Raw genomic sequence first — 12783 nt, forward strand, 5'->3', positions numbered from 1 at the left:
GCCATGCGGGAGTTTATACTTTTTATCGATACCGAAACGACAGGCATCCCCCTGGACTGGAACGCCCCTTACTCCGATGCGAAAAGCTGGCCCTACTCTGTGCAGATTGCCTGGGCCGTTTATACCAAAGAAGGGCAGGAGCTGAAGGCGGAGAATCATTATGTCTATGAGCCGGAGCTGGAGATTTCAGAGGAATCTGAGAGAATTCACGGCATCACAAAGCAATTTCTGCAGGACAATGGCAAAGCCAGAAAGGATGTGCTTGCGCTGCTGGCCGAGGATCTGGAACAGTACCAGCCGCTGGTAGTGGGCCACTTTATGCAGCTCGATTTCCACATGCTGGGGGTGGGCTTCCACCGGGCAAACATGCCCAACCCGCTGCCGCAGCTGCCCACTTTCTGCACCATGAACGCCTCGGCCGATTTCCTGCTGGGGCGCAGGCAGAGCTTCCTGAGGCTGGGCGAACTGTATGAGCGCCTTTTTCAGGAGCCGCTGCAGCACCAACATGATGCCGCCGTGGACGTAAAAGCCACTGCTGCCTGTTTCTTTAAGCTGATGGAGCAGGGCGACATCAGCCCGGAAACCATTCTGCAGCAGCAACAGGTGCAGCGGAAACCGGCGAAGGGGTCGTTTTTTAAAGCAAAAGAGTCTCTGCTGCTCCTGCTTGCACTGTTTATACTTGCTGTTATACTTATCACCCTTCTATGACTGACAAACTAGCATTTCTAAAAACGGTAAAGCCCTTTAGCCTGCTGCCCGAAGAGGTACTGCTCAGTGTGGCTGATCTGCTGCAGGAGGTGAAGTACACCAAAGACACCGCCATCTATCTGCAGGAAATAACCAAGATGAAGGGCGTGGACCTGATTGCGGAGGGTGAATACGAGAGCTTTTTTTACGACAGCGAACAGAACAAGCGGGTGCTGGAGCATCACCACAGTGGCTACTGCTACGGCGGTATCTCGGTGCTGCTGAACCGCAAAAGGTCGCTGCGGTCGGTTATCGCTAGAAAAGGCACGAAAGTATACTTTCTGCCACGCCGCGATTTCAGGCAGCTTTGCCTGGGCTACGAGGATTTCTTCCACCACTTCACGGCGGAGTTTGGGCGCCGTATGCTCAACGACGAGTTTGCCCATTTTGTGAAGCGGCCCTCTGCTTTTCAGGATAATTTCATTGCCTCCGACCAGCTGTACTCCCGCAAAATTGAAACGCTCGTGTACCGCGACCTGGTTACCTGTAGCGGGGATACGCCCATTTATGTGGCAGCCAGAATGATGGCCGATAAAAAGGTCAGCTGCCTGTTCGTGCACGATGCGCAGGGGCAGATCATCGGCTACCTCACCGACATCAGCATCCGCGACAATGTAGTGGCCAGGCAGGTAAACGTACAGGAGCCGGTGCAGCAGGTGATGGATAACCCGATCGTGAGCATCAGCACGCAGGCCTATGTGTATGAAGCCATACTTTTGATGTTCCGTACGAAGACCCGCTACCTGTTGATAGAGCAGAACGGGCAGTACGTGGGCTTTATCAGCCGCAACAAGCTGCTAAGCGAGCAGGCGCAGTCACCGTTCGTGTTTATACAATCGGTAAAGCTGGCCCAGTCGGCAGAGGAACTGAAGCGGAAGTGGGAGAAAGTGCCCGAGATCGTGTACCAACTCCTGGACCGCGGCGTGAAGCCTGAGATCGTGAACCAGGTGATCACCACCGTGTCGGACACCATCACCACCAAGGTGATTGAGGGCGTGATAGAGGAGATGGGTGCCCCGCCTGCCAAGTTCGTGTTCATGGTGCTGGGCAGCGAGGGCCGCAAGGAGCAAACGCTGAACACTGACCAGGACAACGCCATTATTTACGAAGACAAGGCGAACGAGCAGCGGGAACTGGTGCGGAAGTATTTCCTCCGGTTTGCCGAGCTGGTGTCGGAGCGACTGGATACGATTGGCTTTAGCTACTGCAAGGGCGGCTTTATGGCCAAAAATCCTAAGTGGACGCACTCGCTCTCGCACTGGAAACGCAACTACAGCAGCTGGATGCAGGAACCCGACCCGGAGACGGTAATGAAATTCTCCACCTTCTTCGACTGCCGCTACATTTATGGCGAGGCCTCGATCATGGAGGAACTGCGCGTATTCCTGGACGAGGAACTGCAGAAACCGCTAGGTCGCTTCCTCTACCACATGGCGCAGAATGCGCTGCAGTACGTGCCCCCGCTCACCTTCTTCAAGAACATCAAAACCTTTACCAAAGGGAGCCAGGAGGTATTCGACATCAAGAAAACCATGACTCCCATTGTGGACCTGGTGCGCGTGTATGCCTTGAAGAACAGGGTATATAAGACCAACACAGGTGAGCGGCTGGAGGCCCTGAAAGCTTTGGGAGAGTTCAACGACATGGATTTCCACGAGCTGATGCATTCTTATTACTACCTGATGAGCCTGCGCCTGAAGAAGCAGGCTGTGCAAATGATCCAGGACAAGGCAGCCCCCGATAACTTTATCGATATCCGCAGCCTGACTAAAATTGAGCAAGTAACCCTGAAGGAGATCTTTAAGACGATTGGCAAGTTCCAGGCAAGTATAAAACTCAAGTTCACGAATTCCTTGTTGGGATAAAAAAACAGGCTATACCACTAGAGCGGTATAGCCTGTTCCTTTTTCAAGGTAAGGGAGTCTAGTGCTCGATCAGGAGCCTGCGTGTCTGCACTTCGTCAGCCGTGATAAGGCGGAGGTAGTAAACCCCATTGCGCAGCTGCTCTGCCCGTAGCTCCAGGAGCGTCAGCTCATCGCTCTTTCCTGTGCCTTCTGCAATTACCTTTAGCAGCTTGCCCCCCGCACTGTAGAGCTCCAGCCGGTAAGGTTTACCCGCAGATAGGGAAAGCTCCACTCTGGCCCAATCAATGAGCGGGTTCGGATAAACGCGCATCGCCACGGGTTTATCATTTACGGCACATGCACCACAGGCTCCGAGCCGGTCCTCAGAGTGGTTGCGCAGGTGTGCGGCCACGGCCGAGGCAGGGATGCAGAGCATTTTGCCCTTGTGGCACAGGATTACCTTTCCGTTGCCGCAACGCACGTCCACCACCGTAATAGTAACGGAGGCTGTGGCGGCACACTCCCCGTTGTAGGCCGTAACAGTGAAGGTATAACTGCCGGCAGCCATGGGCGTGAAAATAGGATTAGCAACAGTTGCATCGCTTAAGCCTTCAGCGGGACTCCATTCATACCGCTCTGCACCGGAGGCCACCAGTTGCACGCTCTGCGGGCCGTAGCCCAGGTATAGAGTGGCAGGATCGCCGCCTGTGTAGACATCTGAGGTGGGGACGACGGAGATGGAAGGGGTGGGGGAGGTGCAGGGCTCTTCTACGTTGAGTTTAACGATCCAGTAGTCTATAGCAACTCCGCGATTGGGCTCACTTTTATCACCGCTAACACCGGACGAAGAAGTGCCTGCAATTATATAGTCACCTGGATTGACTTCTATAATTTTCGATAAGCCTTCTCCGCTGCTGCCCCCAATTGTTTTATCCCACTCAATATTTCCTTCTGCGTCTGTTTTCACGATCCAAAAGTCGGTGCTGCCTTTGCTATCCTCACTCTTCTCACCAGAGGCATCAGACTCAGAGACGCCACCCAGTACATACCCTCCGTCGCTAGTCTGCTGGATGGATGATAACTCGTCTGAATCGGTGCCACCGTAGGTACGGTCCCATTCTTTGTTCCCGTTGCTATCTGTTTTTACAATCCAATAATCACCGAATTCTCCACCACGGAACTCCTCACTCTTATCTGCTCCTATACTTGAGCCAGATGATCCACCAAGCAAATAACCACCATCTTCCGTCTGTATAACGTCAGAGAGATAATCTGCCAGGAGTCCTCCAAAAGTTCGGTCCCATTCCTTATTTCCTTCTTCGTCTATTTTTACAATCCAGTAATCGTACCCCATACCAAAGTCATCCTGACTTCCACGGCTTGGCTCGCTCTTTTCGCCAGAGATACCTGACTCAGAGGAACCTCCTAAAATAAAGCCTCCGTCATTGGTCTGCTGAAGTTGGGCTAACAGGTCAGATTTATCTCCTCCGTAGGTGTGGTCCCATTCCTTATTGCCATCAGCATCAAGCTTTATTACCCAAAAGTCATTTTCTCCTCTTGAAGGCTCACTTTTTTCACCGCTAACTCCCGAACTGGAAGTGCCGCCTAGCAAATAGCCCCCGTCTGAGGTCTGAATAATGTCTCTAAGCCAGTCGGAGCTTTCACCGCCAAAGGTTTTCTCCCACTCTATGTTGCCTTGTGCATCAAGCTTTATAACCCAGTAATCAAATTCTCCACGTGAGTCTTCAGATTTTTCTCCACTGCTCTCCGAAAGTGAGGCACCCCCTAATATATATCCGCCATCGCTGGTTTGTTCCAAGGAACTAAACTCATCACGATCACTGCCCCCGAAAGTTTTATCCCACTCCTTGGCGCCAGTAGAGTCGACTTTTACTATCCAGTAGTCTGTATCTCCCCGTAGAGTGTCGCTTTTGTCGGCGCTTTCCCCGGAGAGGGATGTGCCTCCAAGAATGTAGCCCCCATCGGCGGTTGTATCCATATCGCTTAACAGATCCCAATTATCCCCTCCATACGTCCGATCCCACACTACTTCCTGCGCATAGACAGGTAAAGCAAGGGAAACCAACATGACAAGACAAAGAAGCCATCGGCTGCGGCGGTGCTGCCTGGTAGCGGCAACTGAACATATAAAAGTTGTTTTCATAGTATAAGCTATAAGTGTGTAAAAAATAGGAAAGGCTTGTCGTGAAGTATGTTTGACTGCGAAAACAGTAGTGGTGGGCAGTAGCAAAGAGTGGGAGCGGCAGGTGTAGACGAACCCTGGAGATGCATCGCCTCCTGCCGGGTGTGTTGCGCAAGGCACAGGATATCTCTTCTGGGTGAAAGGGATGGAACAGTCTGTACTGCAGGTAATTATTTATACCTAAGCAATATTTTATTGTTTTATATTAATAGTGGAAAGGTGTGTTTTTATAGTCTACTCTGTCTCCTCAGAAGAATGGACTCTATGGCTGGGCCTTTGTCTGCAGTTAAAGGAGACGGAGAAAGCGCAGACGAAAATGAGATGGCGGCTAAAGTAGGCGGATTGATTCTTCATTGGAGGTGCAACCTTTCGTGTCAAAATCAATAAAAGAAGTTGCTTTTCAAACTTTAAAACTTTTCCTGAATGCCTTAAAAATATTTACTCAAAACATACCTGTTGGCAACTGCGCTAACAGCTCCGACAGTGGCTATTTCCCAGGGCGCTCCACCCGCCGCCACTGAAACCGTGAAAATAGAAGTGACGGAAAGTATGCGACAGGAGCCTTTCAATGTCGACCGTTTTGCCAGTGTGCCTGCCAATTTCAAGTTAGAAGTATATACCCGACTGAGAGGGGCGCGTTTTATGGCGGTGGCGCCAAACGGGGACCTGCTCGTGTCGAAGCCAGATAACGGCTACGTTAAAATCTTCCGCCCAGAACCTAGTGGTGGCGCACCTAAAGAGCGGGATTTTGCCACCGGGCTGCAGAAGCCGCACGACATAGTGTTTCACAAAATAGGTGACCAGCAGTACGTCTACATTGCCGAGAAGAACAGGATCATCCGCTACAAGTACAGCAACGGCGACCTGCAGGGGCAAAACCTGGAGGTTGTGGTGGACAACCTTCCGGACGAGAGCCTGGCAGAACTAAAGGGCAACTATGGGCACGTGCTCAAGAACATCGCCCTGGACAGCAATGATAAGCTGTACGTGTCTATTGCCTCCACCTGCAACGCCTGTATAGAGGACACCCAGAGTAACCCGAAGCGAGGGGCTATTTACGAGTACAACGCCGACGGCTCTAACGGCCGCCTTTTTGCCGAGGGCATCCGAAATGCGGAGGGGCTGGATTTTGTGCCCGGCACCAAAGACCTGTGGGTAACCGTGAACAACCGCGATAATGTGGCGTACCCTTTCGAGGATGCCACCGGCAACTACGGCAAAGTGGTGCAGAGCTATGTGGATAACAATCCGCCGGAAGCGTTTACGCTGGTGCGCGACGGCGGTAACTATGGCTGGCCCTACTGCAACACGGACCAACGCGAGGGAATGGACAACATGCCTTTCATCAAAGATGTGCAGCTAAACCCGAACGGCAGTGTAGACCGCATCAGCAAGGGCATACAGGCTCACTCAGCGCCGTTGGGCTTTTTGTTCACGCAGGATACAAAAATGCCTGAGCCTTACCGCAACGGGGCGCTGATCGCACTGCATGGCTCCTGGAACCGCTCCAAGGCTACCGGTTATAAGATCATCTATTTTCCGTGGCAGGGCGATAAGCCAGGCAAGCAGATCGACTTGGTGGGCGGCTTCTTAAACAGCGACTCTACAGAGGCCTATGCCCGCCCCGTAGACGTTACCGTGGACCAGGAGGGCAGCCTCTTTATTTCGGATGATGCCGCGCATGCCAGTTACAAGCTGACGTACACGGGGCCGCTGGCTTCTGCCGAAAAAGAGGAGCTGGAGCGGGCGGTACAAGTATATCCGGTGCCATCCCGCGGCAACCTGAAACTGAAAATAAACGGCCTGAAGCATCCGGAGGTACGGTTTATACTTACCAACGCGCAGTCGGCCAACGTGCTGGATGTAACCAGGCGTTTACACAGCGGGGAACACAACCTGCAATTAGACACCGATAAACTGGCAGCAGGTGTTTACTTTTTAAGTGTGATTTCGGGGGATATAAGGGTTGTGCGGCGTGTGGTGTTGCTGTAAAAAAGCTTTGTAAAGATAGGGCAGAGGTGCTGAAGAAGTACCTCTGCTTTTTTATGACGTGCAGGTGCCATATCATGCTTCTTCCGATTTGGCGGCTTACCTTTGCGCGTTGCAGCATATTGCTGCACCTTCCAGAAGCTTTAAGATGAGCAGTTTTATACTTTTGTTTGGATGTTTGGGGCTGGGCTTGCTGTTGCAGCGCGTAAAGGAGTTTCCGAAGAATTCCGCGCAGGTGCTCAACCAGTTCATCATCTACATTTCGATGCCAGCCCTGGCGCTGTACTTTATACCTGAGGTAAAGCTGAACAGCACGGTGCTGCTGCCAGTGGCGCTGGCCTGGATCTGCTTTGGTGCTGCTGCCCTGTTCTTCTGGGGCCTGGGCAAAGCCTTTGGCTGGTCTCGCAAACTTGTCGGCTGCCTTATACTTACGGGTGGGCTAGGCAACACCTCCTTTGTCGGGCTGCCAGTGATAGAGGCGCTCTTTGGGCCAGACAGCCTGGAAACGGTGATTCTGATTGATCAGCCGGGGACGTTTGTGGTGCTTTCCACGGCGGGCATCGCGCTGGCGGCGAGTTTCTCCAGGGGTTCGGCCAGCGCCAGCGTTATCGCCCGCAAAATTCTTCTGTTTCCGCCGTTCATCGCTTTTCTGCTTGCATTAGGGCTTAATGTGCTCAACCTGCACTTTCCCGCCGATCTCAAAGAGGTGTTTCAGCGGTTGGGCAGCACGGTGTCGCCGCTGGCGCTGGTGTCGGTGGGGCTGCAGTTGCGGCCCGAGTGGCGCAGCAAGCACTGGGGCTTCCTGGCGCTGGGGCTAACATTTCAACTTATACTTGCACCGGCCATTATACTTGGGCTATATTACGGGGTGTTTGGCCTCCGGGGAGAGTTGCTGCAGATTTGCGTGCTGGAGGCAGCCATGGCCCCCATGATCACGGCCAGTATCATTGCGGCTTCCCATGGCCTGAAGCCACGGCTCGCCAGCATGATGGTGGGCTTTGGTATCCCCTTATCCTTTATCACGCTCGCCTTTTGGTACTGGGTTTTGAATTTCGTTATTGGTTAATAGTTGTTAGTTATTGGAATTTGTAGGCAACAAAAACTAATAACCAGTAACTAATAACTAAAAACTATTCCTCCTGGTACGTATCCAGCTTGATCTTCTCGATGAGTAAATAGTTCTTAAACTGGTGGATGAGTTTGTCCATCTCCCGCTCTTTCTCCGTCAGGGCCTCTATTTCTTCGTCAGAGTCCTGCAGCACGGGGCGCAGGCGGAAGAGGCTATCCTGCAGTTGCGGGATGGCGGCCTCTGTGTGCTGGCGCAGGCTTGGCTCCATGTCTGCTTTTAAAGACTCCTCTAACTCCTTAATGTAAAGCTCCAGGAACTCCACCATGTGCCAGGGGTTGTTGGGGCGGTTCCAGGTAAAGGAGGTATTACAGCGGCGGCAGCGGTAGGTGTTCAACTTCCAGCCGTGCTCGTTGGTGGTTACGCCCTGCTGCTTCAGCATATCGGCTTTGCGGCACTTGGGGCACTGTGCATTGTCTTCGATCAGCTTCTCCAGGCGGGTGCGCTTATTCAGAATCGCCTCTCGGTTTTCGGCGTGCTGCAGCAATTGGCGCTCCAGGTTCTCACAGGCCTGTGTCAGTTGCTTTTGATCCTCGCTCAACTCTCCATCCACCGCCAACTGCTCCGCGCGCTTGCTGAAAAAGCGCGTGAGTTTAATCAACTCTCTCTCGTTTGCCTTCAGTGCTTTGTTCATAGGTACAAAGGTAAGGGGAATAGTTAGAAGTTAGAAAATTGGGAAGTTAGAAAGTTAGAAGGTGGGGGCGTTAAAGGGTTGGAGGGATGAATTTGCGGGCTTTAATGCTATACTGCAGGTTTAGCCTTTTGCTACGCAGTGGATGTAGCTGCTTTGTTTTAGTAACACCAACAATGGCTGAAGCTATACTTTATACTTTGGCAATAGTTAAGAAAGTATAACCCTTCTGCTAATTTATAATTTTTGCTCACGCAGAAAGCCAGTTGCAAACTGGCGTCAAAGCCAGCCACCAGTTGCGCTACCGCTAAACTTGCGGCATACCTTTCTAACTCTCTAAATCCTAAACTCTATAACTCTCTAACTCCTAAACTCCCCAACTCTCTAACTCTTTTCCCTCGCCCTTTTATAAATGCGTATGGCCAGCATGAGTATGGCCGAGAAAAGGATAAGTCCGATAATGCCCCAGAGCATGCTAAGCGAGCTTTTGAGCACCACCAGGAAGACGATGCTGATGAGGAAGAGCGTGGCCACCTCGTTCCAGATGCGGAGTTGGGTGGAGGTATACTTGATGAGGCCCTGCTGCTGCTGCTTAAAAATGGCGTGACAGAGGAAGTGGTACACGTACAGGCCCACTACAAAGCTGAGTTTCCAGATCAGCCAGCCGGGTACGGAGCCATACAGGTACAGCATGGTGAGGCCGAAGATGAGCGTGAGGATGGCAGAGGGCCAGGTAATGCCATACCACAGGCGTTTCTGCATCAGGGCCAGCTGTTTCTGAAGTATCGATTTCTCCGGCTCGGGCTTTTCGGCGGCTTCGGCGTAGTAAATGAACAGGCGCACGATGTAGAATAAGCCAGCAAACCAGGTTACCACGAAAATGATGTGCAGTGCCTTTACATAGAAATAGCTCATAGCAGCAGGTTGTGTTTCTGCAAAGGTAAGCCGAAATGTTTAATTGCGGGAGGCGAAGTATGATTCCCGCCCCTGGAGGGCTAGGGGTAGGTTTCTACTTCGCGCGGACAGGTCGAGACCTGTCCGCGCGAAGGCAGCGGCTATGAAACTTTTACTTTTAAAGTGTTAATTACAGGCTCCCCTCCTTGGCTAAGGAGGGGTTAGGGGTGGTTGGGCCCGGTATTATAAAGCTCCCTCCCCTATTTTGCTACGGCTACGATTAGGACATAAGTTATTTTCTTCCCCACTCATTCAGATCTACATGCTGAAAGTATGCTATTGCCAGAGTTTTAAATACAAGTTTATACTTTGCTGGCTGTAGAGCTGCGGCTATAAGCTGAAAGCCGGATTGCAAAACGTCACAGTAAGGGCTTCGGGATTACAAATCCCGAAGAGCAAATGGCTTTTATACTTGTGTCCGAATCGTAGCCTCGGAAGGGCAGGGGCAGGGGCAGGGGCGGTGAGATCATAGTACACGGTGTGCTTCCATACTTCAAAGCGAGTCTCCAGACTCGCTGCACACCAAGCGTCACCAGTCGGATACTGGCGCCAGGAAAGAAACCAGCAAAGAAAAAAGAGACGCCTGTTACGGCGCCTCTTCATCCCAAAACCAATCAAATCACTAAAATCTATTCGTTACACCGACTTACTAAACACCGGCGTAGTAGGCTGTGCCTCCCAAAGCCTGGCGTCGAAGCACATGGCGATGTTGCGCAGGAACGGCCGACCTGCCTCCAGCACTTGTATGTCGTGGTTGCTGTATTCCAGCAGGCCATCCTCCTCCAGCGGCTGCAGCCTAATCAGGGCGTCCACAAAGTAGGGCAGTTCCTCTTCGGTCCAGGAAGTATACAGGCGGCACATCAGGTTCAGGATATGCTTGCGAATGATCAGGTCTTCCTCGGTCAACTCGTGCCCTTTCAGCAGTGGCAGCACACCTGATTCGATAGCCTCCTCGTAGGCCTCCACCTCCTTGATGTTCTGCATAAAGGCCGTGCCCGTGTCGGAGATGCTGGAACAGCCCAGGCCGATGAGCAGCTCCGTGGGGCGCGGCGTGTAGCCCATAAAGTTGCGGTGCAGCGTACCGTTTTGCGCGGCAATGTATAGTTCATCCTCCGGCAGGGCGAAGTGGTCCAGGCCGATCTCCACGTAGCCGGCTTCCTCCAGCATGTTTCTGCCTAGTTCGTACAGCCCGCGCTTTTCGGATGGCTCCGGAAGGTCCTTATCAGAGTAGCGGCGCTGCGATTTGCTCTTCCAGGGCACGTGGGCGTAGCTGTAGAAGGCGATGCGCTCGGGGCGCAGCTCTTTTACGCGCTCAATGGTATGGCGCACGCAGTCCGCGTTCTGGAACGGTAGGCCGTATATAATATCCGCGTTGATGGAAGTGTAACCGATCTCGCGGGCAATGTCAAAAGTCTCCTTGGTGCGCTCAAAGGTCTGCATGCGGTTGATCACGAACTGCACGCGCGGGTTAAAGTCCTGGATGCCGACGCTCAGCCTTCTGAAGCCCAGGTCATAGAGTACCTGCAACTGCTCGGCGTTGGTGGCGTTCGGGTGTACCTCAATGCTAAAGGCCGCATCAGGCGTAACCTCCACTTTCTCCAGCAGGGCTTCCAGCAGCTTTTTCAGGTTTTGTGCGCTAAAAAAGGTTGGTGTGCCGCCTCCCAGGTGCATCTCCGTCAGGCGCGGCTTCTCATCGAACTCGGCCAGGTACATCTCCCACTCCTCCACCATGGCTTGCAGGTAGGGCTCCTCCACCGCGTGGTTTTTGGTGATGCGCTTGTTGCAGCCGCAGTAGGTGCACAGGTTCTCGCAGAAGGGCAGGTGCAGGTATAAACTGATACCCTCCGAGCTGTTTGTCTTCTGAAAAGCCTGCTTTACGTGCTGCATCCACTGTGCCTGCGTCAGCGGCTTCTCGTCCCAGTAGGGCACGGTTGGGTAGCTGGTATAACGCGGCGATGGCACATCATACTTGGCCAGCAGTTCGGCGGGGGTGGTTTTCAGTACGTCTTGCATTCTTTTTTCTCCTCTTCTACTTTGATCTATGCAAATGTCAGCAGAAGGGGCGTTTCAGGAAATGATATTTATCACCTTAAAGTATAACAGGCTGTGTTTCTTTGCAAAAAGTGCTTAAATTCACAGGATCTGCTACTTTTTGCATACTTTATACTGATGAAAATAACGACACCCACGCTACTGATAGATAAGGAGAAAGCCCTGCGCAACATTAGCCGCATGGTGGAGAAGGCTCGGCGAAACGGGGTACGGCTGCGGCCGCATTTCAAAACGCACCAGTCGGTGCAGGTGGGGGAGTGGTTCCGGGAGTTTGGGGTGGAGGCCATCACCGTGTCGTCGGTACGGATGGCCCGCTACTTTGCCAACCATGGCTGGAGCGACATCATGGTCGCCTTCCCGGCCAACGTGCGCGAGCTGGAAGGTATAAACGAGCTGGCCTCGCGCGTAAAACTGCACCTGGTGGCCGTGAACGCGGAAACCGTAACGGCGCTGGCGAAAGGCCTGCAGCACCCGGTGCAGCTTTCGCTCAAAATCGACACAGGCTATCACCGCACGGGTATACCGGCTACAAATTTTGCCGAGCTGGATGCCCTGCTGCAGTTGATTCAGGAGCAGGAGAAGCTGCAGTTCGTGGGCTTTGTGGTGCACGACGGCCACACCTACAAGCAAACCAACACGGATGCCATCCGGGATATTTTCAACAACTCAGTGACTCAGCTCAACCAGCTGCGCGAGCGTTACAAGGCCGATTTTCCGGACCTGCAGCGCTCCATCGGCGACACGCCTTCCTGTAGCATTATGGAGGAGTTGCAGGGATTGGATGAGATACGCCCGGGCAATTTCGTATTTTATGACCTTACGCAGCAGCACATCGGCTCCTGCTCTTTTGAAGATATTGCCGTGTGTATGGCCTGCCCGGTGGTGGCTAAGCACCCCGATCGCGGCGAGATCATACTTTACGGGGGCAGCGTGCACTTCTCTAAGGATGTGCTGCTGCAGGAAGAGGGCGCTACGGTCTTCGGACGGGTGGTGGAGCTGACGGAGAAAGGTTGGTCGGAGCCGCTGGAGGGAATCAAGGTGGTGTCGCTGTCGCAGGAGCACGGGGTGGTGAGGACCTCTCCGGAGCATTTTGAAAAGTATAACATAGGCGATCTGATGTACGTGTTGCCGGTGCACTCCTGCCTCACCGCCGACCTGATGCAGGGCTATCTGACTACAGAAGGCGAACCGATCGAGCACCTGACGGGCCTGCCGCAGCGGGAGCTGAATTCTTAAG

Annotated in this window: 9 protein-coding genes; 5 read left to right on the plus strand and 4 right to left on the minus strand. The window is 52.9% G+C overall.

Features of this window, described 5'->3' with window-relative positions; genetic code table 11:
* Positions 1-3: 3 nt before the first annotated feature.
* Positions 4-708, plus strand: coding sequence for a 3'-5' exonuclease (locus tag OH144_RS03125; RefSeq protein WP_266204834.1), 705 nt, complete (start codon positions 4-6; stop codon positions 706-708).
* A complete protein-coding gene (locus OH144_RS03130) occupies positions 705-2612 on the plus strand; it encodes a DUF294 nucleotidyltransferase-like domain-containing protein (protein WP_266204835.1) in 1908 nt (635 codons plus the stop codon). Before OH144_RS03125 ends, OH144_RS03130 begins: the two co-directional genes overlap by 4 nt.
* 58 nt (positions 2613-2670) lie before the next feature.
* Here OH144_RS03130 and OH144_RS03135 read toward each other — a convergent pair whose 3' ends face one another.
* Positions 2671-4590 (minus strand): T9SS type A sorting domain-containing protein, encoded by a 1920-nt coding sequence (locus tag OH144_RS03135; protein ID WP_266204836.1) that lies wholly within the window; start codon positions 4588-4590, stop codon positions 2671-2673.
* 660 nt (positions 4591-5250) lie between these two features.
* On the opposite strand from OH144_RS03135, the gene OH144_RS03140 reads away from it, so the two are divergent.
* Both OH144_RS03140 and OH144_RS03145 read left to right on the plus strand, forming a co-directional pair.
* Positions 5251-6786 (plus strand): T9SS type A sorting domain-containing protein, encoded by a 1536-nt coding sequence (locus tag OH144_RS03140; RefSeq protein WP_266204837.1) that lies wholly within the window; start codon positions 5251-5253, stop codon positions 6784-6786.
* A 145-nt stretch (positions 6787-6931) separates the two neighbouring features.
* Positions 6932-7849 carry an AEC family transporter gene (locus tag OH144_RS03145; protein WP_266204838.1) on the plus strand — a complete coding sequence of 306 codons (918 nt, stop codon included), beginning with the start codon at positions 6932-6934 and terminating at the stop codon, positions 7847-7849.
* 64 nt (positions 7850-7913) lie between these two features.
* Here the strand turns inward: OH144_RS03145 and OH144_RS03150 are convergent, their stop codons facing one another.
* The 3 genes from OH144_RS03150 to hemN all read right to left on the minus strand — a co-directional run bounded on the left by OH144_RS03150 (position 7914) and on the right by hemN (position 11507).
* Entirely contained in the window at positions 7914-8543 is a 630-nt protein-coding gene (locus OH144_RS03150; protein WP_266204839.1) for a hypothetical protein, read from the minus strand.
* Positions 8544-8924: 381 nt separating this feature from the next.
* A complete protein-coding gene (locus OH144_RS03155; RefSeq protein WP_266204840.1) occupies positions 8925-9455 on the minus strand; it encodes a CopD family protein in 531 nt (176 codons plus the stop codon).
* A 675-nt stretch (positions 9456-10130) separates the two neighbouring features.
* Positions 10131-11507: an oxygen-independent coproporphyrinogen III oxidase gene (gene hemN, locus OH144_RS03160; protein WP_266204841.1), complete on the minus strand. Its 1377-nt coding sequence runs from the start codon at positions 11505-11507 to the stop codon at positions 10131-10133.
* Between the two features lie 156 nt (positions 11508-11663).
* Here hemN and OH144_RS03165 point away from each other — a divergent pair, with 156 nt between their 5' ends.
* Positions 11664-12782, plus strand: coding sequence for an alanine racemase (locus OH144_RS03165; RefSeq protein WP_266204842.1), 1119 nt, complete (start codon positions 11664-11666; stop codon positions 12780-12782).
* The last annotated feature ends 1 nt before the right edge of the window (position 12783 follow it).

It is taken from the genome of Pontibacter kalidii, from assembly GCF_026278245.1.
Taxonomy (GTDB): Bacteria; Bacteroidota; Bacteroidia; order Cytophagales; family Hymenobacteraceae; genus Pontibacter; species Pontibacter kalidii.

Bases quoted from the DNA above. Each gene is read 5' to 3' on its own strand.
- OH144_RS03125 (WP_266204834.1), top strand. From the start codon at position 4: ATGCGGGAGTTTATACTTTTTATCGATACCGAAACGACAGGCATCCCC.
- OH144_RS03130 (WP_266204835.1), top strand. From the start codon at position 705: ATGACTGACAAACTAGCATTTCTAAAAACGGTAAAGCCCTTTAGCCTG.
- OH144_RS03135 (WP_266204836.1), bottom strand. From the start codon at position 4,590: ATGGATACAACCGCCGATGGGGGCTACATTCTTGGAGGCACATCCCTC.
- OH144_RS03145 (WP_266204838.1), top strand. From the start codon at position 6,932: ATGAGCAGTTTTATACTTTTGTTTGGATGTTTGGGGCTGGGCTTGCTG.
- OH144_RS03150 (WP_266204839.1), bottom strand. From the start codon at position 8,543: ATGAACAAAGCACTGAAGGCAAACGAGAGAGAGTTGATTAAACTCACG.
- OH144_RS03155 (WP_266204840.1), bottom strand. From the start codon at position 9,455: ATGAGCTATTTCTATGTAAAGGCACTGCACATCATTTTCGTGGTAACC.
- hemN (WP_266204841.1), bottom strand. From the start codon at position 11,507: ATGCAAGACGTACTGAAAACCACCCCCGCCGAACTGCTGGCCAAGTAT.
- OH144_RS03165 (WP_266204842.1), top strand. From the start codon at position 11,664: ATGAAAATAACGACACCCACGCTACTGATAGATAAGGAGAAAGCCCTG.